This window comes from Stenotrophomonas sp. LGBM10 (assembly GCF_046736075.1).
Classification (GTDB): Bacteria; Pseudomonadota; Gammaproteobacteria; order Xanthomonadales; family Xanthomonadaceae; genus Stenotrophomonas.
The window spans coordinates 460,723-485,322 of sequence record NZ_CP177163.1; the positions used below are offsets into that span (position 1 = coordinate 460,723).

Annotated in this window: 2 protein-coding genes; both read right to left on the bottom strand. The window is 69.7% G+C overall.

Going from position 1 to position 24,600, the window contains the following annotated elements; translation table 11 throughout:
- Positions 1 to 76: 76 nt before the first annotated feature.
- Complete coding sequence (locus tag ACLB90_RS02030; protein ID WP_411851392.1) at positions 77 to 13,489, bottom strand: amino acid adenylation domain-containing protein; 13,413 nt, start codon at positions 13,487 to 13,489, stop codon at positions 77 to 79.
- On the bottom strand, positions 13,486 to 24,591 hold the full coding sequence (locus tag ACLB90_RS02035; protein WP_411851393.1) for an amino acid adenylation domain-containing protein: 11,106 nt from the start codon (positions 24,589 to 24,591) through the stop codon (positions 13,486 to 13,488). Before ACLB90_RS02035 ends, ACLB90_RS02030 begins: the two co-directional genes overlap by 4 nt.
- Positions 24,592 to 24,600: the final 9 nt, after the last annotated feature.

The following is a 24,600-nucleotide window of genomic DNA, read 5'->3' on the forward strand; positions in this document are numbered from 1 at the left end:
ATAGTGCCTCCTCCTGAAGCGCTACTGCGGTCAATACGGGAACTGATTTGAAGCGCGCGCGACGGGTCCTGTGGCGTCATGCGGTTGCAGACGCCACGTCCGCGCAGGCCGCTGCGACGGAGGGATGATCGATGACCGAAAAATGATCGGCGCGGACCCGCATGACACGCGATCCAACGGCATCGACCAAGCGCCCAGCCATCGCCGTCTGGAGATCCATATCCATGGTCTCCGCCGTTCCTTCCGCGATGATGCGTAGATGGAAATCCGGTTGGATGCTTCCGTCCGTGCGCTGATCCAGAACCGCCAGCAGATTGGCTGCGGCCAGTGCCCTGAATCTCCCCTTCATGGCGTCCAGAATGCCGTCGTGACTGAAGCCTATGGCTTCATCGAGTACGTCCATTACCCCCTTGTCATCAGCGATCGACTCTAGCACCCATTTCCAGGGCTGTCCATTGATCCAGTCACTCACAAAATCACGTGTTTTCTGCACTGGCCAGACCGTGTCGATGGTCACCAGAAGGGCGGCACTTTCCCCTTGTTTTTCCAGCTCCCGGATCACTTCAATGGCGATCAGCCCGCCCAGTGACCACCCCATCAGACGGTAGGGTCCATGCGGCTGGATCGTGCGCATCTGCCGCACGTATTTCTGCGCCAGCACGTCGATCGGAATCAGCTCCACCGGCGTCTCGCCGATATTCTCCGGACGCTGGATCGCGTGCACGCCCAACCTGCCGTCCAGGGCCTCGGCCAGGGTGCGGTAGCGCCCGATGTCGCCTGCGGCGGCATGGATCGCGAACACCACCGGATGATCCTGGGTGCGGTTGAGTGGCACCACCATCGTGGCCGACGCCGGCGTGTGCATCGCGCTGGCGAAACCGCGGATGGTGGGCGCGCGGTACACCAGCGACAGCGGCAGGCTCACCCCAAACGTCTCGCGCACGCGCGACATCAACTGCACCGCCAGCAGCGAGTGCCCGCCACTGTGGAAGAAGTTGGCGGTCACCCCGATCTGCGGCTGCTCCAGCAGCTGCCCCCAGATCGCCTGCAACTGCTGCTCCAATGGACCGTCGGCAGCGACCACCTCCTCGGCCACCGCCTCCAGCAGCGGCAGCGCCTTGCGGTCCACCTTGCCGTTGGGGGTCAGCGGCAGCGCGTCGAGCACGCACAGCCGTGCCGGCACCATGTAGGCCGGCAGCCGTGTCGCCAGCTGCTCACGCAGCGTCTCGGCCTGCAACGCATCACCGGCCACATACCCATCCAGGCGGTAGCCGCCGGCCGCATCGGCCCGTGCCACCACCACCGCATCGCGTACGCCCGCGCAGCCACGCAGGCCGATCTCGACCTCGCCCAGCTCGATGCGGAAACCGCGCACCTTGACCTGGTGGTCGGCGCGGCCCACGTAGTCCAGCTGTCCGTCGGCGCCATACCGCACCAGATCGCCGGTGCGGTACATGCGCTCACCGTCGCTGCCCGGCTCGGGCAGGTAGCGTTCGGCGGTCAGCTCGGCACGGCCCAGATAGCCGCGTGACACACCGGCACCGGCCAGGTACAGCTCGCCCACCGTGCCCTGTGGCACCGGGTTCAATGCCGCATCCAGCACGTGCGCGCGGGTGTTGGGCAACGGCCGGCCGATCAGCGGACGCAGCCCGGCCTCGGCCTTCCACTCGGTCGAGTAGGTGGTGTCTTCCGAGGGCCCATACAGGTTGTACATCGCCGCCACGCCACTGCCCAGGGTGGCCTCCACCAGCGACCCGGCCAGCGCTTCGCCGGCCACGTTGACCACCTGCACCGTCGGCCCCAGCCCACCCTGCTCCAGCAGCGTGCGCAGTACCGAGGGCACCGTGTTGACCAGGGTCAGCTGCAGCGATGCATCGCCCAGCGCCAGGCCGTCGTCCACCAGCACCACCGCACCGCCCTGCGCCCACGGCGCAAACAGCTCGAACACCGACAGGTCAAAGCAGATCGAGGTGCCCGCACCGGTACGTGCCAGCGCCTGCGCGCGATAGCGCTGCGCAGACCAGTACAGCAGCGCTTCGACGTTGCCGTGGCTGATGGCCACGCCCTTGGGGCGGCCGGTCGAGCCGGAGGTGTAGATCGTGTAGGCCAGCTGCGCCGGCCACACCGCCTGCACCGGTGCATGCACCGGCTGGGCGCGCAGCACATCGGACAGCGCCGGCAACGACAGCACCGAACCTGCCGGCACCGCGTCCTCGCCCAGCAGGCCCGGCTCCAGCAGCACCCAGGCCGGCGTGGCATCGTCCAGGATCTGCTGCACGCGCTGGGCCGGATAGGCCGGATCCAGCGGCACGTAGGTGCCGCCGGCCTTGAGGATGCCCAGCAGGGCCACCACCAGATCCACCTGCCGACGCAGGCACACCCCCACCCGTACTTCCGGGCCCACGCGGCGCGACTGCAGCAGGTGCGCCATCTGGTTGGCACGGGCCTCCAGCGTGGCGTAATCCAGCTGCTCGCCGGCGCACTCCAGCGCCAGCGCCTGCGGATGCTGGCGGGCCTGGCGGCTCAGCAACGCACCCAGGCCGCCCTGCCAGGGCATCGGCAGCACCGGTCCATCCCAGCGGCGGCGCTGCGCCATCTCCTGCGCATCCAGCAGCTGCAGGCGGTCCAGCCGCGCCTGCGGCGCGGCGGCCACCTGCTCCAGCAGCCGCACCAGGTGCGTGCACATGCGTGCCACCGTGGCCGGCTCGAACAGCGCCACGTTGTACTCCAGCGCACCGCCCAGCCCCTGCCCGTCCTGGCCCAGCGACAGCAGCAGGTCGAACTTGGCGATGCGGTGCTCGCCGGCCGCGAACTCGGCCACCTGCACCTGCTCCAGCGCCAGCCCGCCACCACCGGCGGCCAGCTCGCCCTGCATGTCGAACATCACCTGGAACAACGGCGTGTGGCTCAACCGGCGCTCCGGCTGCAGCGCCTCCACCAGGTGCTCGAACGGCACATCCTGGTGCGACTGCGCATCCAGCACCGTGCCGCGCACCTGGCGCACCAACGCGGCGAAGTCCGCGCCCCAGTCCACCTGGTCGCGCAGCACCAGCGTGTTGACGAAGAAACCCACCAGCCCTTCCAGCTCGACCCGGTCACGGTTGGCGGTCGGGGTGCCCACCACGATGTCCTGCTGCCCGGCATACCAGGACAGCAGCGCCTTGAAGCCGGCCAGCAGCACCATGTACAGGCTGGCCCCCTCCTGCCGCGCCAGCGCCTGCAGGCCCTGCTCCACCTGGGCCGGAATCCGGAACACCTGCACCTGACCCTGATAGCCCTGCTGCAGCGGTCGCGGATGGTCGGTGGGCAGCTCCAGCAGCGGCGGTGCGCCGCTCAGCTGCTGCCGCCAGTACCCCAGCTGACGCTCCAGCTCGCCCTCGGCCAGCCACTGCCGCTGCCAGCGCGCATAGTCGGCGTACTGCACCGGCAAGGCCGGCAACGCTGCGTCCACGCCACGGCAGTAGCCGGCATACAGCTGGCTCAGCTCGCGGCCCAGAATGCCCAGCGACCAGCCATCACCGGCGATGTGGTGCAGGTTGAGGCCCAGCGCGTACTGCTCGCCGCCGTCCCACAGCAACAGCGCCCGCAGCATCGGCGCACGCGACAGGTCGAACACCTCGGCGGCAAAGGCCGACAGACGCTCCGACCACGCCGGCTCAGCCAGCTGCTGTACCGCAAGGGTCCAGTCCGGCAGCGCCACCACCTGCTGCATCGGGGTGCCATCGATGGACACCACCTGGGTACGCAGCACCGCGTGGCGCTGCAGGATCGCGTGCAATGCCTGCTCCAGCGCGTGCACCTGCAGCGGACCGCTCAGTCGCAGCGCCAGCGGAATGTTGTAGGTCGCCGAGCCGCCTTCCAGCTGATCCAGGAACCACAGCCGCTGCTGGGCATGCGACAACGGCTGCGGACCGCTCAGCGCCTGCGCCTGCAGCGCCGGGCCGCGCCGGCGGCCCGGCGCCGACGCCAGCCGCGTGGCCAACTGGCGGATGGTCGGCGCCTCGAACAGCGCCTTGACCGCCAGCTCCACCGCAAACGCCTCACGCACGCGCGACATCAGCTGCACGGCCAGCAGCGAGTGGCCGCCGCTGTGGAAGAAGTTGGCGGTTACCCCGATCTGCGGCTGCTCCAGCAGCTGTCCCCAGATCGCCTGCAGCTGCTGCTCCAGCGGACCGTCGGCTGCCACCACCTCCTCGGCCACCGCCTCCAGCAGCGGCAGCGCCTTGCGGTCCACCTTGCCGTTGGGGGTCAGCGGCAGCGCCTCGAGCACGCACAGCCGCGCCGGCACCATGTAGGCCGGCAGCCGTGTTGCCAGCTGCTCGCGCAGTGTCTCGGCCTGCAACGCATCACCGGCCACATACCCGTCCAGGCGATAGCCACCGGCCGCATCGGCCCGTGCCACCACCACCGCATCGCGTACGCCCGCGCAGCCACGCAGGCCGATCTCCACCTCGCCCAGCTCGATGCGGAAACCGCGCACCTTGACCTGATGATCGGCGCGGCCCACGTAATCCAGCTGTCCGTCGGCGCCATACCGCACCAGATCGCCGGTGCGGTACATGCGCTCACCGTCGCTGCCCGGCTCGGGCAGGTAACGCTCGGCGGTCAGCTCGGCACGACCCAGATAGCCGCGCGATACGCCCGCACCGGCCAGGTACAGCTCACCCACCGTGCCCTGCGGCACCGGATTCAACGCCGCATCCAGCACGTGCGCGCGGGTGTTGGGCAGCGGCCGGCCGATCAGCGGACGCATGCCCGCCTCGGCCTTCCACTCGGTCGAGTAGGTAGTGTCTTCCGACGGGCCGTACAGGTTGTACATCGCCGCCACCCCACTGCCCAGCGTGGCCTCCACCAGCGACCCGGCCAGCGCTTCGCCGGCCACGTTGACCACCTGCACCGTCGGCCCCAGCCCACCCTGCTCCAGCAGCGTGCGCAGCACCGAGGGCACCGTGTTGACCAGGGTCAGCTGCAGCGATGCATCGCCCAGCGCCAGGCCATCGTCCACCAGCACCACCGCGCCACCCTGCGCCCACGGCGCAAACAGCTCGAATACCGACAGGTCAAAGCAGATCGAGGTGCCCGCACCGGTACGTGCCAGTGCCTGCGCTTGATAGCGCTGCGCGGACCAGTACAGCAGCGCTTCGACGTTGCCGTGGCTGATGGCCACGCCCTTGGGGCGGCCGGTCGAGCCGGAGGTGTAGATCGTGTAGGCCAGCTGTGCCGGCCACACCGCCTGCACCGGTGCATGCACCGGCTGGGCGCGCAGCACATCGGACAGCGCCGGCAACGACAGCACCGAGCCTGCCGGCACCGCGTCCTCGGCCAGCAGGCCCGGCTCCAGCAGCACCCAGGCCGGCGTGGCATCGTCCAGGATCTGCTGCACGCGCTGGGCCGGATAGGCCGGATCCAGCGGCACGTAGGTGCCGCCGGCCTTGAGGATGCCCAGCAGGGCCACCACCAGATCCACCTGCCGGCGCAGGCACACCCCCACCCGCACTTCCGGGCCCACGCCGCGTGCCTGCAGCAGGTGCGCCATCTGGTTGGCACGGGCCTCCAGCGTGGCGTAGTCGAGCTGCTCGCCGCCGCACTCCAGTGCCAGTGACTGCGGGTGCTGACGGGCCTGGCGGCTCAGCAACGCGCCCAGCCCTCCCTGCCAGGGCATCGGCAGCACCGGCCCGTCCCAGCGGCGGCGCTGCGCCATCTCCTGCGCATCCAGCAGCTGCAGGCGGTCCAGCCGCGCCTGCGGCGCGGCGGCCACCTGCTCCAGCAGCCGCACCAGGTGCGTGCACATGCGTGCCACCGTGGCCGGCTCGAACAGCGCCACGTTGTACTCCAGCGCACCGCCCAGCCCCTGCCCGTCCTGGCCCAGCGACAGCAGCAGGTCGAACTTGGCGATGCGGTGCTCGCCGGCCGCGAACTCGGCCACCTGCACCTGCTCCAGCGCCAGCCCGCCACCACCGGCGGCCAGCTCGCCCTGCATGTCGAACATCACCTGGAACAACGGCGTGTGGCTCAACCGGCGCTCCGGCTGCAGCGCCTCCACCAGGTGCTCGAACGGCACATCCTGGTGCGACTGCGCATCCAGCACCGTGCCGCGCACCTGGCGCACCAACGCGGCGAAGTCCGCGCCCCAGTCCACCTGGTCGCGCAGCACCAGCGTGTTGACGAAGAAACCCACCAGCCCTTCCAGCTCGACCCGGTCACGGTTGGCGGTCGGGGTGCCCACCACGATGTCCTGCTGCCCGGCATACCAGGACAGCAGCGCCTTGAAGCCGGCCAGCAGCACCATGTACAGGCTGGCCCCCTCCTGCCGCGCCAGCGCCTGCAGGCCCTGCTCCACCTGGGCCGGAATCCGGAACACCTGCACCTGACCCTGATAGCCCTGCTGCAGCGGTCGCGGATGGTCGGTGGGCAGCTCCAGCAGCGGCGGTGCGCCGCTCAGCTGCTGCCGCCAGTACCCCAGCTGACGCTCCAGCTCGCCCTCGGCCAGCCACTGCCGCTGCCAGCGCGCATAGTCGGCGTACTGCACCGGCAAGGCCGGCAACGCTGCGTCCACGCCACGGCAGTAGCCGGCATACAGCTGGCTCAGCTCGCGGCCCAGAATGCCCAGCGACCAGCCATCACCGGCGATGTGGTGCAGGTTGAGGCCCAGCGCGTACTGCTCGCCGCCGTCCCACAGCAACAGCGCCCGCAGCATCGGCGCACGCGACAGGTCGAACACCTCGGCGGCAAAGGCCGACAGACGCTCCGACCACGCCGGCTCAGCCAGCTGCTGTACCGCAAGGGTCCAGTCCGGCAGCGCCACCACCTGCTGCATCGGGGTGCCATCGATGGACACCACCTGGGTACGCAGCACCGCGTGGCGCTGCAGGATCGCGTGCAATGCCTGCTCCAGCGCGTGCACCTGCAGCGGACCGCTCAGTCGCAGCGCCAGCGGAATGTTGTAGGTCGCCGAGCCGCCTTCCAGCTGATCCAGGAACCACAGCCGCTGCTGGGCATGCGACAACGGCTGCGGACCGCTCAGCGCCTGCGCCTGCAGCGCCGGGCCGCGCCGGCGGCCCGGCGCCGACGCCAGCCGCGTGGCCAACTGGCGGATGGTCGGCGCCTCGAACAGCGCCTTGACCGCCAGCTCCACCGCAAACGCCTCACGCACGCGCGACATCAGCTGCACGGCCAGCAGCGAGTGGCCGCCGCTGTGGAAGAAGTTGGCGGTTACCCCGATCTGCGGCTGCTCCAGCAGCTGTCCCCAGATCGCCTGCAGCTGCTGCTCCAGCGGACCGTCGGCTGCCACCACCTCCTCGGCCACCGCCTCCAGCAGCGGCAGCGCCTTGCGGTCCACCTTGCCGTTGGGGGTCAGCGGCAGCGCCTCGAGCACGCACAGCCGCGCCGGCACCATGTAGGCCGGCAGCCGTGTTGCCAGCTGCTCGCGCAGTGTCTCGGCCTGCAACGCATCACCGGCCACATACCCGTCCAGGCGATAGCCACCGGCCGCATCGGCCCGTGCCACCACCACCGCATCGCGTACGCCCGCGCAGCCACGCAGGCCGATCTCCACCTCGCCCAGCTCGATGCGGAAACCGCGCACCTTGACCTGATGATCGGCGCGGCCCACGTAATCCAGCTGTCCGTCGGCGCCATACCGCACCAGATCGCCGGTGCGGTACATGCGCTCACCGTCGCTGCCCGGCTCGGGCAGGTAACGCTCGGCGGTCAGCTCGGCACGACCCAGATAGCCGCGCGATACGCCCGCACCGGCCAGGTACAGCTCACCCACCGTGCCCTGCGGCACCGGATTCAACGCCGCATCCAGCACGTGCGCGCGGGTGTTGGGCAGCGGCCGGCCGATCAGCGGACGCATGCCCGCCTCGGCCTTCCACTCGGTCGAGTAGGTAGTGTCTTCCGACGGGCCGTACAGGTTGTACATCGCCGCCACCCCACTGCCCAGCGTGGCCTCCACCAGCGACCCGGCCAGCGCTTCGCCGGCCACGTTGACCACCTGCACCGTCGGCCCCAGCCCACCCTGCTCCAGCAGCGTGCGCAGCACCGAGGGCACCGTGTTGACCAGGGTCAGCTGCAGCGATGCATCGCCCAGCGCCAGGCCATCGTCCACCAGCACCACCGCGCCACCCTGCGCCCACGGCGCAAACAGCTCGAATACCGACAGGTCAAAGCAGATCGAGGTGCCCGCACCGGTACGTGCCAGTGCCTGCGCTTGATAGCGCTGCGCGGACCAGTACAGCAGCGCTTCGACGTTGCCGTGGCTGATGGCCACGCCCTTGGGGCGGCCGGTCGAGCCGGAGGTGTAGATCGTGTAGGCCAGCTGTGCCGGCCACACCGCCTGCACCGGTGCATGCACCGGCTGGGCGCGCAGCACATCGGACAGCGCCGGCAACGACAGCACCGAGCCTGCCGGCACCGCGTCCTCGGCCAGCAGGCCCGGCTCCAGCAGCACCCAGGCCGGCGTGGCATCGTCCAGGATCTGCTGCACGCGCTGGGCCGGATAGGCCGGATCCAGCGGCACGTAGGTGCCGCCGGCCTTGAGGATGCCCAGCAGGGCCACCACCAGATCCACCTGCCGGCGCAGGCACACCCCCACCCGCACTTCCGGGCCCACGCCGCGTGCCTGCAGCAGGTGCGCCATCTGGTTGGCACGGGCCTCCAGCGTGGCGTAGTCGAGCTGCTCGCCGCCGCACTCCAGTGCCAGTGACTGCGGGTGCTGACGGGCCTGGCGGCTCAGCAACGCGCCCAGCCCTCCCTGCCAGGGCATCGGCAGCACCGGCCCGTCCCAGCGGCGGCGCTGCGCCATCTCCTGCGCATCCAGCAGCTGCAGGCGGTCCAGCCGCGCCTGCGGCGCGGCGGCCACCTGCTCCAGCAGCCGCACCAGATGCGTGCACATGCGTGCCACCGTGGCCGGCTCGAACAGCGCCACGTTGTACTCCAGCGCACCGCCCAGCCCCTGCCCGTCCTGGCCCAGCGACAGCAGCAGATCGAACTTGGCAATGCGGTGCTCGCCGGCCGCGAACTCGGCCACCTGCACCTGCTCCAGCGCCAGCCCGCCACCACCGGCGGCCAGCTCGCCCTGCATGTCGAACATCACCTGGAACAACGGCGTATGGCTCAACCGGCGTTCCGGCTGCAGCGCCTCCACCAGGTGCTCGAACGGCACATCCTGGTGCGACTGCGCATCCAGCACCGTGCCGCGCACCTGGCGCACCAGCGCGGCGAAGTCCGCGCCCCAGTCCACCTGGTCGCGCAGCACCAGCGTGTTGACGAAGAAACCCACCAGCCCTTCCAGCTCGACCCGGTCGCGGTTGGCTGTCGGGGTGCCCACCACGATGTCCTGCTGCCCGGCATACCAGGACAGCAGCGCCTTGAAGCCGGCCAGCAGCACCATGTACAGGCTGGCCCCTTCCTGCCGCGCCAGCGCCTGCAGGCCCTGCTCCACCTGGGCCGGAATCCGGAACACCTGCACCTGGCCCTGATAGCCCTGCTGCAGCGGTCGCGGATGGTCGGTGGGCAGCTCCAGCAGCGGCGGCGCGCCGCTCAGCTGCTGCCGCCAGTACCCCAGCTGACGCTCCAGCTCGCCCTCGGCCAGCCACTGCCGCTGCCAGCGTGCATAGTCGGCGTACTGCACCGGCAGCACCGGCAGCGATGCTTCCACGCCACGGCAGTAGCCGGCATACAGCTGGCTCAGCTCGCGGCCCAGAATGCCCAGCGACCAGCCGTCGCCGGCGATGTGGTGCAGGTTGAGGCCCAGCGCGTACTGCTCGCCGCCGTCCCACAGCAACAGCGCCCGCAGCATCGGCGCACGTGACAGGTCGAACACCTCGGCGGCAAAGGCTGACAGGCGCTCCGACCACGCCGGCTCGGCCAGCTGCTGCACCGCAAGCGTCCAGTCCGGCAGCGCCACCACCTGCTGCATCGGGGTGCCATCGATGGACACCACCTGGGTGCGCAGCACCGCGTGGCGCTGCAGGATCGCGTGCAGCGCCTGCTCCAGCGCGTGCACCTGCAGCGGGCCACTCAGGCGCAGCGCCAGCGGAATGTTGTAGGTCGCCGAGCCGCCTTCCAGCTGATCCAGGAACCACAGCCGCTGCTGGGCATGCGACAACGGCTGCGGACCGCTCAGCGCCTGCGCCTGCAGCGCCGGGCCGCGCCGGCGGCCCGGCGCGGACGCCAGCCGCGTGGCCAGTTGGCGGATGGTCGGCGCCTCGAACAGCGCCTTGACCGCCAGCTCCACCCCGAACGCCTCGCGCACGCGCGACATCAGCTGCACCGCCAGCAGCGAGTGCCCGCCGCTGTGGAAGAAGTTGGCGGTCACCCCGATCTGCGGCTGCTCCAGCAGCTGTCCCCAGATCGCCTGCAGCTGCTGCTCCAGCGGTCCGTCGGCTGCCACCACCTCCTCGGACACCGCCTCCAGCAGCGGCAGCGCCTTGCGGTCCACCTTGCCGTTGGGGGTCAGCGGCAGCGCCTCGAGCACGCACAGCCGTGCCGGCACCATGTAGGCCGGCAGCCGCGTCGCCAGCTGCTCACGCAGCGTCTCGGCCTGCAACGCATCACCGGCCACATACCCATCCAGGCGGTAGCCGCCGGCCGCATCGGCCCGTGCCACCACCACCGCATCGCGGACGCCCGCACAACCGCGCAGGCCGATCTCCACCTCGCCCAGCTCGATGCGGAAGCCGCGCACCTTGACCTGATGGTCGGCGCGGCCCACGTAGTCCAGCTGCCCGTCGGCGCCGTAACGCACCAGATCGCCGGTGCGGTACATGCGCCCGCCCGGCTCAATGGCATGCGGATCGGGCACGAACGCCAGCGCCGTCAGCGCCGGCTGGCCCACATAGCCGAGCGCGAGGTTGACGCCGCTGACGTGCAGTTCGCCCGCCATGCCGGGAACGACCGGCTGCAGCGTTGCATCAAGCACGCGAAGCGCGCTGTTGGGCAGCGCCACCCCGATGGGCAGAACCCGGCTGTGCAGCAGATCCAGATCGCTGGCACTGCCCTCCCACCAGCTCGCCGAGACCGTTGTTTCGGTCGGGCCATAGGTGTTCAGCCACCGCACCGAAGGGCGGCAGCGGCGCCAGCGCTGCAGGCACTCGAACGCGGGGGCTTCGCCACCGACGATGACCAGGCGGAGTGCGGGCAGCGCGGCATCGGCACCGTGCAGGGCATGGGTCCACAGATGCCAGTAAGCCGTAGGCAGGTTGGCGATGGTGATCCGCTCGCGCGACAGATAGCCTTCGAAGGCCTCCACGTCCAGGCCGATCCGGTCGTCGTACAACACCAGGGTTGCGCCGGCCAGCAAGGTGGGGAAGATCTCCTCGACGGCCATGTCGAAACTGAACGTACTGAACTGCAGCGCCCTGTCCTGCGGTGAAAGCTCGAACAGCGCCTCCATCGCCTCGGCATGGTTGAGCAGCGCGTGGTGCCCGATCCGCACGCCCTTGGGCCGCCCCGTCGAACCGGACGTGTAGATGACATAGGCCGCCTGCAGGGGATGTGCCGGAACGTCGATGGGCACGCCCGCCGGTGCGGCATCCTCCCACCAGTGCCCGTCCAGCCGCCACGTTGGCAGCCGCGCATCCGCATGAAGCCCGGCGTGGGTCAGCAACAGGACCGACCCACTGTCCTCGATCACGAACGCCGCGCGCTCGCCGGGCAAGGCGGGATCCAGCGGGACATAGCACAGGCCCGCGCGCAGCACGGCCAGCGCCGCCGCGACCTGCTCGATGCTGCGCTGGAAGCTCAAGGCGATGCAGGCACCCGGTGCCAGTCCCGCCGCGGCCAGCCGGGTAGCCAGGTGCGCACTGCACCGCTCCAGCTCGGCGTAGGTCCACCGGCCCGCCGGACCGTCCAGGGCCACCGCATCGGGGCATGCCGCCGCCCGCGCGCGGAAGCGGGCCACCACGTCACCCTGCAGCGCGCGCCGCGGCCCTTCGCTGGCCTGCACGTGCCGCGCCACGCGAGCCGGCGACTGCAGCGGCAGATCACCCAGGGCGGTGGTTGGCGCCGCGACAGCCGCGACCAGCAGGGTTTCGAAGGCCTGGACCCATCCGGCGATGGTGTTCGCCTGGAACAGGTCGGTGTTGTACTCCAACTGCGCGGAAAACGCTGTTCCGCGCTGGACCATGTTCAACGTAAGGTCGAACTTGGCTACCGTGTGCGGACTGCGCACGGGCTCCACGCGCACTCCCGCCACCTCGGCTGGCGCCTCGGCCGCATCAGCGCCGGCTTCGAGGTCGAACATGACCTGGAACAGGGGCGTCCGTCCCGGACGCCGGCTCACCTCCAGCGCGTCCACAACCTGTTCGAACGGCACATCCTGGTTGGCCTGCGCACCGGCCACGGCGCGGACGGCGCGGCGCAGCACCGCGTCGAACGATTCACGCATGTCCAGCGCGAAACGCAGCGCCTGGGTATTGACGAAGTAGCCGACGAGCCCGGCCAGTTCCCGCCGCTCGCGGCCGGCCAGGGGCACCCCGATCACGACATCGTCCTGGCGCGCGAGCCGGGCCAGCAGGACCGCGAAGGCAGCCACCAGCACCACATACGGCGTGCACCCGTGGGACCGCGCCAGCTGGATCACTGCCGGCCCCAACGCGGCGGGCAGCGGATGCGCGCACAGGTCGCCTGCATAGGTCTGCACTGGGCCGCGCTGGCCATCGGTGGGCAGATCCAGGCCATCCGGCGCACCGGCAAGATGGCCGCGCCAGTAGTCGAGCTGCGCCGCCGACCGCGCGGCATCGACCCGCCCACGCTGCCAGACCGCAAAGTCGCCGTACTGGACCGGAAGCACCGGAAGCACCGGCGTGGTGGCGGCCGCGTGCGCGTGATACGCCTGGGTCAGTTCGCGCAGGAGAATGCCGGCCGACCAGCCGTCCGCGACGATGTGGTGCATGCGCAGCGACAGAACGTGTTCCTGCGCGCCCAAGGTGAACAGTACGGCCGAAAACAGCGGGCCGGCGGCGAGGTCGAACGGCAACCCGGCATGCTGCGCGACGCGCGCGTCGAGCTGGTCCGGGTCGATCGCGATGACGTCGAACGGACAACCTGCGGACGCATCGACAACCTGCATCGGCTGGCCATCATCGGCGACGTATCGACTGCGCAGGATGTCGTGGCGATCGACCAGGGTATCCAGCGCCGATCCCATTGCCGCGACGTCGACGGCCCCCTGCAGCCGCAGGCCCATGTGGATGGCGTATGTCGCGCCGTCCGCGCCCAGCTGGTCCAGCGTCCACAGCCGCTGCTGCGCGAACGACAGCGGCACGGGTCCGGATCGATCCGCCGGCATGATCGCCGTTTCCTCGGCGGCGGCACCCTCACCGCCAAGGGCGACGATCAGTTCCTGCTTGTGCGCGACCAGCTGCTCGCGCAGCACCGGCGGCAACGGGCCGCGCGGGGACTGGATGCGCAGGTTGCCGTCCTGCACGGTGAGCCGCGCGTCCAGCTGGCGCAGTTGTTCCAGCAGGCTCGGGATGATCGTCATAGCAGGTCCTCGAACGTGGCTTCCGATGGAGCGGTCGTTTCCGCCGTCAGCCATTGCAGCGTATCGATGTGGCGCGCCAGGTCGGACAGACGCGGATTGCGGTACAGGTCCTCGATGCGGGCGCCCTGCCAGAGCACATCGCGCACCTCCCGGATGACCTGCATGGCAGACAGCGAGTTGCCGCCAATATCGAAGAAGTCGCTGTCACGGCCGACGCTGCCACCGATCACGGCGGACCAGATCCGCGCCAACGTGCGTTCGGTGTCCGATTCCAGGTCGCCCGCAGGCGCATCGACCACGGCAGGGTCCAGCGCGGCGAGCGCGGCCCGATCCACCTTTCCGTTGACGGTGAGGGGGAGCTGGGCCAGGAAGCTGAAGCGGGACGGCAGCATGTAGTCGGGCAGCCTGCTGCGAAGTTCCTGGCGCAGACGATCGCGCAGCGGTGCCGGCGCATCGTCGGCATCGGTGGCGATGCAGGCATGCAGGCACGGGGTACCCTGCGCGTCCACGGCCACCAGCACGGCCGCATCGAGCACGGCGTCCAGCGACAGCAGGGCCGCCTCCACTTCGCCGGTCTCGACACGGAAGCCACGGATCTTGACCTGGTGGTCGATACGCCCCAGGAAGGTCAGGCAACCGTCGGCCCGATGCCGGGCCAGGTCGCCGGTGCGATACAGGCGCGCACCCGGGGTGGTGGCCGCAGGGTCGGGACGGAACGCTGCCGCGGTCAGGTCCGGCCGGCCCAGATAGCCCTGGCCCAGCCCGACGCCCCCCACCCACAGTTCACCGACCACACCCGGCACGACCGCGTCGAGGTTGGCATCCAGCACGCGGGCATACGTACCTTCGATGGGGTAACCGATACCGGGCGATACCGCAGCATCCCGCACGACGGTGCGCGTGGCGCAGATGCTGGCCTCGCTGGGACCGTAGGCGTTGTGGAACTGCCGCCCCGCCGACCAGCGCCGCACGATGTCCGCGTCGCACGCTTCACCGGCCGACACCAGCGTACGCAGGTCGGGGAACTGCTCAGGCTGCAGGTGGCGCAGGACGGACGGCGGCAGCGTTGCCCAGGTCGGACGGGCCCGTTGCAGGAACCGGTCGAATCCCTCGCCGAGCTGCTTGCCGGTATCGTCCACGACGTGCAGTTCGCCGCCGCAGGACAGAGCGATGGCCATCTCCCACAGCGAGGCATCGAATCCGGACGCGGCGAACTGAAGCAGGCGGTCTTCCACGCCCAGCTCGAACGCGCGCGCCTGGCTCGCCGCGACGTTGCCCAGGCCGCGATGGGTCGACAGCGAGCCCTTCGGGTGTCCGGTCGAACCGGAGGTATAGATGATGTAGGCCGGCGCATCCAGCGACCACGCTGCCATGCCGACTCCGTCTCCGGCACGGTGGGCACCGGTCAGGCCGGCCGGCGTGAGCACCGCCTGCCCCGCCAGCACCTCGGCACCGGCCTCGGCCGAAGGACACACGACCCAACCCGGTGCAGCGTCCTGCAGGATCCAGCGCAGGCGTTCGGCCGGCTGGGCCGGGTCCAGCGGCAGATACACCGCCCCCGCCTTGAAGAGGCCCAGCATGACCGCCACCAGTTCGCGCCCGCGCGGCAGGTGGACGCCTACGATATCGCCAGGCCGCACACCGGCACCGACAAGGTATCCGCACCAGTCCGACGCGCGCGCATCCAGCGCGGCGTGGTCGAGGCTGCCGTCCGCATCGACCACGGCAGTGCGCCCCCCATGCTGGGCGACGACGGCGGCGTGCTGCTGCAGCAGCGAACGCGGGGGCAGCCCCGCATGCGTGTTCCCGCTCCACTGGCGGATATCGGCCGCCTGGTCGGCGATCAGGGTCGGCAGTCGATCCAGCGGTGCATCGACGTGATCGACGATGCCCTGCAGCGCCTGTTCGAAGTGCTGGAGCATCGCGCATGCCTGGCTGACCGGGTAGCGGGCCAGGTCATGGTTGAGGTTCACGACCAGATGATCGGCCGCAGGCACGATGCACAGGCTCAGCGGATAGTTGGAGCGCTCCTGCGAGCCGAGCAGCGATGCCTGCAGGCCGCCTGATGTCGGGTCGTCATCGTTGCCGCCGTTGGCCACCGGATAGTTTTCGAACACCAGCAGCGACTCGAACAGTGGCGTATCCGCGCGTACGTCCGACAGGGCCTGGATACGCGACAACGGCAGGAACGCATGCTCGTCGCGCTGCACCTGCTGCGCGTGGCAGTGGCGCAGGAGATCGCCGACGCGCGCGTTCGCCGTCAGCTGGAAGCGTGCCGGAACGGTGTTGATGAACACGCCCACGGACGCCTCGATATCGGCCATTTCCGGCGGCCTGCCGGCACCGGTGACACCGAACACCACATCCTGGCGGCCGCTGTAGCGGGACAGCACCCGCGCCCACGCCAGCTGCAGCACGCTGCTCGGGGTAGTGCCCTCGCGACGCGCCAGTTCATCGATCGCGGCATGCAGCGCCGGCGATACGGTCCGGCGTTGGCACGCGCTGCCCTGTGCGTCACTGGTGGCGTCCTGCAGGATCGTCGTCGCCTGGCCGAGCCCGTCCAGGTGTTCGCGCCAGTAGCGCTCCGCCGCTTCCACGGGCCGCCCGGCAAGCCACTGGACATAGTCGCGGAACGGCCTGCCCAACGTTTCCGGCCCAGCATCGGCCTGGCCGTCGGCAGCACGCGCATATGCGGTATGCACACGCTCCAGCAGCAGCGGAATGGACCATCCGTCCAACAGCGCGTGGTGGTAGGTCAACAGGAGGCGATGCGCCTGATCGGGCAGCTGCACGATATGCAGGCGCAGCAGCGGCGCCACCGCGAAGTCGAACCCCACGGCACGGTCACGTGCCTGCAGCTGCCGCCACGCGGCGTCGACATCGTTCTGCCGGGTGCGCCAGTCCAGCCGCTGCACGGGCAGTGCCGGGGCGGGCTGGACCACCTGCAGCAGGCGGCTGTCGGCGAGCTGCACGAAGGCGGTGCGCAGGATCGCGTGCCCGGCCAGCACGCGCTGCCAGGCGGCAACCAGCCGGTCGACATCCAGCGCGCCGGGCAGGCTGAAATCCATCTGGATCAGGTAGGTCCCGCCATCCGGATCGAGCAGGGAGTGGTGGATCAGACCCTGCTGCAGGGGGGTGGCCGGATAGATGTCCTCCACCCCGTCCGGATACGCTTCCAGCACGCCGTCCAGGGTGGTCTGGTCGAGCCTGGCCAGCGGGAAGTCCGACGGTGTACGCCCCCAGTGTCCGGGGCTGCTGCAGTGCGCGATGATGGCGCGCAGCTTTGCCATGAACGCATCCGCCAGCGCCGCGATGGTGGCCTGATCGTGGATGTTCTCCGAGTACGTCCAGTTCACGCCGAACCGTCGTCCGGTGACGGCGGCGGTGATGTCCAGCAGGTGTGCACGCTGCTGTTCCGGGGCGTGCAGCGCGCCGGTTGGCGCGTTGCACGGACGCAGCCAGAGGTCCGCGTTGCCTGGTGTGCCGGCGTCGAACTGGCCGAGGTAATTGAAGCCGATGTCGGCATGTACGCCGGATCGCGGCAGGCGTGCTGCACCCGCTGCGGGGTGACGCAGCATCCCGAAGCCGATGCCCTTGGCGGGAATGCCCCGCAGCTGCTCCTTCACTGCCTTGAGATCGGCTGCAAGGTCGGCACCTTCCTCCAGCACCAGGCTGACCGGATACATCGAGGTGAACCAGCCGACGGTGCGGGACAGGTCAATGTCGTCGAACAGGTCTTCGCGGCCGTGGCCTTCGAGCGTCAGCGCGACGCTGTGTTGGCCGGTCCACGCACGAAGCGCCTGCGCCAGCGCCAACAGCAGAATGTCGTTGATCTCGGTCTGGTAGGCCGCAGGCACGGTGCGCAGCAGGCGTTCAGTCTCCTCGACATCCAGCGTGACCCCGATGTTGCGCGCCGAGCGGACATCGTTGGCACCCCCACCTTGCCGGGGCAATGCAGGCGCGGGCGTGTCCAGAACCGCTTGCCAGTAGCTGCGTTCGGCCTCCCAGCGTCCCGCACGCAGGTCGCCCAGCAGGCGCTGGGTCCAGTACGGGTACGCGGTGGTCTTTTCCGGGAACGCGGCGGCGCTGCCCTGCGCAACGGCACTGCAGGCCGTTTCCATATCTTCGATCAGCACACGCCAGGACACGGCGTCCACCACGAGATGGTGCGCCACCAGCAGCAGGCGGGTGGGCCCACCCTCGCAGCGGACCCACGCACCGGCAAAGACCCGGCCCTGCGCCGGGTCCAACGAGGCCTGGAGCGCGTCCGCCGTCGCCAGCCACTGCGCATCGCCGTGCGGGCTGCCTGGGGGATCGATGTCCACCTCCACCAGGTCGGCCTCGCATTCGGCGGTGCCAATCCACTGCCGCGTTGCGTCGCCGTCCGGCACCAGGCTGGCACGCAGCATGTCGTGGTGCGCCATCACAAGGCCCAGCGCCGCACGCAGCCCTGCGGTATCCATATCCGGCGCCGGTTCGAACACCACGGCCTGGTTCCAGTGCTGCCAACGCTCCAGGGCCTGGTCGACGAACCACTGCTGCACCGGCGCGACCTCCACCGTGCCGGTGATGGGGCCCTGCTCGCAGCGCATCGTCTGCGTGTCGGCACGGCGGATGCACGCGGCCAGTGCGGCCGGTGTCTGGCGTTCGAACAACAGCCGCGGCGTGAGGTCGTAACCCAGCCGCCGCATGCGGGCGACCACCTGGATGCCCAGGATGGAGTCGCCCCCCAGCGCATAGAACCCGGCATGACGGTCGACCACCGCGCAGCCCAGCACCGCGCTCCACACCTCGGCAATCAGCGCTTCGGTGCCGGGCAACGGCGGCGCCACAGCGACCGCCTCAGCCGTCGCCTCCGCGTCCGCCAGCGCCAAGGCAGGCAACGCCTTACGATCGATCTTGCCATTCGGCGTCATCGGCAGGGCCGGCAGCAACACCACGCGCGACGGCACCATGAACTCCGGCAGCCGGGCCCGCAACGCCGCCAGCACGCCGGCTTCGGACACCGCGTCGCCATCCACCTGCGCGTAGGCCACAAGCCGGCGCTGTGCCTCGGCCGGGTCGTCGGCCAGGACCGCGCTGGCATGGATGCCGGGCAGCATTGCGAGCGCGTGCTCGATCTCGCCCAGCTCGATGCGGAAACCGCGCAGCTTGATCTGGTGATCGCTGCGCCCCAGGTAGTCCAGCTCGCCCGAGGGCAGGAAGCGGACGATGTCGCCGGTGCGGTACATGCGCTCGCCGGGGCGCGCGCCGCCTGGACACGGCAGGAAGCGCTCGGCGGTCATCACTGCGCGGTCATGGTACCCGCGTGCCAGCCCCTCCCCGCTCAGGTAAAGCTCGCCGATGGCGCCGGGCGGCACGACGTTCAATGCGCTGTCGAGCACATGCGCCATCGTGCCCGGCAGCGGCACTCCGATACTGGGCTTGCAGCCGGTGCCCGCTGGTACGCAGGCGGCGGTGGAGTACGTGGTGTCCTCCGAGGGGCCGTACAGGTTGAACACGGCCTGCACGCCGGGATGGGCGTAGGCCTTGTCGACCAGCGGGCGTGGCAGCGGCTCGCCGGCCACGTTGATGATGTCCACGCGCGGCAGGCGCCCCGCGTCCAGGATCGCACCGAGCGCCGATGGCACGGTGTTGACCAGGCTCAATGCACCAACATCGGTATGGACCAGGTCGAGGATGGTGTCCACAAGCACCACGCACCCACCGCAGGACAGCGGAGCGAACAGCTCGAACACCGACAGGTCGAAGCAGATCGAAGTACTGGCGAGCGTGCGCCGCAGACCCGTCGCCGTGTAGGTCTGCACGGCCCAATCCAGCATGGCGGCCGTGGCGCCGCGCGTGATGGCGACGCCCTTGGGCACGCCGGTGGAACCGGACGTGTAGATGAGGTGGTTGAGTCCGTCACCGCGGCGGGTCATGGCCGGCACATCGGTGGCAGCGTGGCCAAGCAGTTCCGCTGCCGTTGCGTCCATGATGGCCGGGACGCAGTCCGCCAGCGCCCGCTCCGTGCCGGGCGTTGCCAGCAGCAGTGCCGGTGCCGCATCGCGCGCGATGTACTGCAACCGCTCGATCGGGTAGCCCGGATCCATCGGGACGTAGGCGGCACCGGTCCGCAGGATGGCCAACAGCGCAACCACCAGCCCGGCATCGCGCTGCATGCAGACCGCGACCCGGTCGCCCTCGCCGATACCGCGTTCGCCCAACTGGCGGGCCAGGTGCGACACCGCGGCGTCCAGCTGCGCATACGACACCTGCACGCCCGCCGCCTCCACGGCGATCAACGCCGGCGTGAGACGGGCCTGACGCTGCACGCGCTCATCCACTGATGGCCGTGCCGCCGACAGCATGCCGACCTCGGCCACGCCCTGCAGCCAGTCGCGATCAATCGGGTCCAGCCAGGCGGCCGCGTCGTGGGCTTGCCCGGGGCACGCCAGCATGGCCTCCAGCACGGCCCGGTAGCAGCGGCCCGCGCGTTCCACATCGAGACGCGACAGGCGTTGCGGATCGAACTGCAGGTCCAGCCCCACCACACCGCTGCCCGGGTCCTCGCGGAACCCGCACATCAGCGCGAAGCTGTTGCGCTGGAACTGTTCGCGCTGCTCGACCTCGAACCCCTGCGGAAGGGCATCGTCCATCTGGCGCAGCACGTGGAAGCTGATGAAGTTGAAGGCGACGTCGAACAACGGCTCGCCCTTGTTCATCCGCTGGAGTTCGGACAACGGGAACCGCCGGTTGGCCAGCAGGCCCTGCTCGGCGGCGAACGTACCGGCCAACAGTTGGCGCCAGCTTGCGCTGCCGGGCAGTGACATCCGCAGTGGCAGCGTATTGAGGAACAGGCCCAGGCAGCGGTCGCCGTCCTCGTGCTCGAGTCGGCCATTGGACACGACGCCGCTCACCACATCCTGCTGCGTTCCCAGCATCGAGAGCACTTTCATGTGGGCGGCCAGCAGCACGGTCCGCAGCGGCACGCCGGCTTCACGGGCCAGCGCACGCAGGCGATCCGAGTGACCGTCGGGCAATGCAACCTCGCAACGGAACCCGGTGGTGTCGTCGGCCGTGCCCGGGGACCGCGGCAGTGCCAGGAACGGTGCGCTCTCCAGCACACCGGCCCAGTACGCGCGGGTAGCCGCGTCCGCCAGTGCGGCGCGCTCGGCCGACACGAAATTGCGGTACTGGCTCTGCAGCGGCGTCACGGCAACGGACTCGCCGCGACGCAGGCGGAAATACGTGTCGAACAACTCGGTGAAGAACGAGGCGACGCTCCATCCATCGAGGATGGCGTGATGGTCCACCCAGGTGATCTGGAATGCGTCCGCGCCGGTGATCTGGATGAAGATGCGGTACAGCGGCGCCTGTTCCAGATCGAACGGGGCCTGCTTCTGGGCCGCGATCAGGGCGTCGATGGCCTCCACCTGCGCAGCCGCGCTCGACTGCCGCAGATCGATGCAGTGGAACGCCGCCGCCACATCGGCGTGCACCCGCTGCAACGGGCGGCCGGCGCCATCCATGCTGAACGAGGTGCGCAGGATCGGATGACGCGCTGCCACGGCGGCCAGCGCAGCCTGGAAGGTTGCCGCCACCATCGGGCAACCGCGCACTGCCAGGCTGGACACGTTGTGGTAATGGCCCTGCCCCGGATCCAGCAGCGAATGATGGATCATGCCGGCCTGCAGCGCCGCGAGCGGATAGGCATCCACCACGTCGCCCGGCAGCGCCTCGCGCTCGCCGGGCTCCAGCAGCGCGAAGGCATCCAGCGTCGCCGCCTGTGGGACGGCGGCTTCGTCGAACGTCGCCAGCCTGGCCAGGGCGGCAACGGTCTGGGCCGCGAACAACTGGGCCACACTGAAGATGACGCCCCTGGCCCGTGCCTGCGCGATCAGGCGGATGCTGCGGATCGAATCGCCCCCCAGGGCGAAATAGTTGTCATCCACGCCGATGTCGTCACGGCCCAGTGCCACCTGCCAGATCGCCAGCAACGCTGCCTCGGCGGCGTCGCGCGGCCCGGTGCCGCTGCGCCTGTCGGCCACGGCCAATGCGGGAAGCGGCAGCATCGCCACGTCGATCTTGCCATTGGCGGTAAGCGGGAACCGCGCGAGCGGCATGAATACCGTCGGCACCATGTGCTCCGGCAGGCGGGCCAACAGGGCCTCACGCAGCGCGGTGACGTCGGGGAGCACGACTGCCGGGTCCGGTGTGATGTAGGCAACCAGACGCTTGCCGATGTCGGGGACGTCGCGCAGCTGCACGAGTGCGTTGGAGACGCCGGTCAATGCGGCTACGGCATGTTCCACCTCGCCCAGCTCGATACGGAACCCGCGCAGTTTGACCTGCGCGTCGCGTCGGCCCACATACTCCAGCTGCCCGTCGTTGCCGATGCGCGCCAGATCGCCGGTGCGGTACAGACGCTCGCCGCCGGCACCGAACGGATCGGGCACGAAGCGCTGTGCGGTCAGTTCCGGCTGGCCGAGGTAGCACTGCGCAAGGCCGGCACCGCCGACATGCAGTTCGCCAAGGACGCCGGTCGGTACCGGCCGCAGATCGGCATCGAGCAGGTGCAGGCTGAGGTCGGGGATCGGCACACCGATCAGGCTGCGCGGCTGGCGGGTATCGTCCTGGACGATCTCCCGGTAGGTCACGTGCACGGTCGTCTCGGTGATACCGTACATATTGACCAGACGCGGCCCCGCCCCCTGGCGCCGGGCGAACCACGGCGCCAGCGCGGGCAGCGTGAGCGCCTCGCCGCCGAACACCACCCAACGCAGCGCCAGCTTCTGCCGCTGCGCCTCGCCCGCCGCATCATCGGCCTCGGCAAGCTGCAGGAACGCCGACGGCGTCTGGTTGAGGACCGTGATCTGCTGATCGATCAGCAGGGCGTGGAACGCCTGCGGATCGCGGCTGACCAGGTACGGCACGATGACCAGGCGCCCGCCATGAAGCAATGCCCCCCAGATCTCCCAGACCGAGAAATCGAAGGCGCTGGAATGGAACAGCGTCCAGGCATCGTCTGCACCGAAACCGAACCAGGGGGCCGTGGCATCGAACAGACGCAGCACGTTGCCATGCGGAATCACGCTGCCTTTGGGCAATCCGGTCGAGCCGGACGTGTAGATCACATAGGCCGGGTCCTGCACGCCCACCGCGACCTGCGGACGCTCGCTGCAGGACGCGCCCTGGCTGGCCGCCATGTCCAGCACCCGGGGCGCGAGCTGGTTGCCGTCGTCCACGCGTGCGTACTGCGCCTGCGCCGTCGTACCGACCAGGCTGGCAGCAACGCCGGCATCCTGAAGAATATGCCGCAGGCGCTCGATCGGGCCATTGGGGTCAACCGGCACATAGCAGGCGCCCGCCTTGCACACCGCCAGCATCGCCACGATCAGGTCAACCGAGCGGTCGATGAACAGCGCCACGCGATCACCACGCCCGATACCGTGGCCGGCAAGGAGCGCGGCTACCGCGTTGGCCCGTGCATCGAGATCTGCATAGGGGATGTTCTCGTCGCCGCAGGTGATCGCGGTCGCAGCCGGATGCGCGTCGCACACCGCCGCGAACCGGCTGGCGATATCGCCCTCCCCGGCCAGGGGCGCGGGTGAGGATGCAGTGGGCACCCATGCCTGCGCCGGCATCAGCGGTATCTGTTCCAACACCGTCGACGGCGCACGGATCGCCTGGTCGAGCACATGCTGCAGGCACGCCACCATGCGCTCGGCAGTGCCGGGGTCGAACAGGTCGGTGTTGTACTGCAACCCGCCCCGGATCTCGTCACCTTCCTCGACGAGGGTGAAGGTCAGATCGAACTTGGCCTGACCGCTGTCGCGATAGATGTCCTCGAAGCGCAGACCGGGAAGATCGAGCGAAGCGCTGACCGCCCCCTGCCAGACGAACATCGCCTGGAACAGCGGGGTATAGGCCGGGGTGCGCTCCACCTGCAGGCTGTCGAGAATGCGCTCGAACGGCGCATCCTGATGATCGAATGCATCGAGCACCATGCGTCGCGTCGCGGCGAGATGATCGGCGAATGTGGTCGCGGCGGGAATCCGCGTACGCAGCACCAGTGTGTTGGCGAAGAACCCCAGCGTATTCTCGAACTCGCCGTGATTGCGGTTGGCGATCATGGTGCCTACCGCCACGTCGTCCTGGCTGGACAGGCGGCCGAGTACGGCGGTCAGTGCCGCCAGCACGATCATGTACGGGCTGTAGCCGCTGGCGGTGCTGAACCCGGCGAGCCGCCGGCTCAGGTCCGCCCCGATCCGGATCGGGCAGGTTGCCCCACGCGCGCCGCGCTGCAGCGGGCGCGGCCGATCCAGCGGAAGATCGAGCAGCGGCGGCATTCCGTCAAGCGTTCGGGTCCAATAGGCCAGTTGGGCATCCCACTGCCCGCCCTGCAGCTGGCGTCGCTGCCAACGGGCGAAGTCGCGGTACTGCCGCGCCGGTGCCGGAAGCGCGAGCGGGCGGTGTTCCAGGCCTGCGGTGTACAGCGCTGCCAGTTCGCGCACCATCACTGCCGACGACCAGCCGTCGAACACCAGATGGTGAACATTGGTCAACAGAAGATGGTCATCCTCGGCGAACTGGTGCAGCTCGAATCGATGCAGCGGGCCCTGGCGCAGCGCGAAGCGCACCTGGTCCTGCTGCTGGTAGAGCGCGGCCGCACGGGCGTCGCGCCCGGCAGCCGGGGTGGGCGTGGAATGAACCACCAGGCCGCTGCCAGGGCCGGGATCGACGACCTGTGCTGCTTCGCCGTCGACCACCTCGATACGCGTGCGCAACGCTTCGTGGCGTGCCACCAGGGTGTCGAACGCGCTCTGGAAGGTTGGCACGTCCATGCGGCCGTGGATCCGGAACGCGGTGGAGATGTTGTAGGTGCCGTCCTGGCCCCCCAGCTCATCAAGGAACCACAGGCGCTGCTGCTGGAAGGACAACGGAATGGGGGCAGCCTGCTCTTCCGCGAGCCCCTGCAGGATCTGCGCCTTGCGCGCCTTCAGCTCGCTGGCCAGCGCGGGGGTGATGACCCCCTTGGCGGCGCTGATCCGCAGTTGATCCCCATGCGCGGCCAGTTCCAGGCCCTTCGCGCGCAACTGCTCAATGTACGTCCTGTTCATCGTCGATCC

Excerpts from the sequence above, each read along its gene's own strand:
- ACLB90_RS02035 (WP_411851393.1), bottom strand. The coding sequence starts at position 24,591 with ATGAACAGGACGTACATTGAGCAGTTGCGCGCGAAGGGCCTGGAACTG.
- ACLB90_RS02030 (WP_411851392.1), bottom strand. The coding sequence starts at position 13,489 with ATGACGATCATCCCGAGCCTGCTGGAACAACTGCGCCAGCTGGACGCG.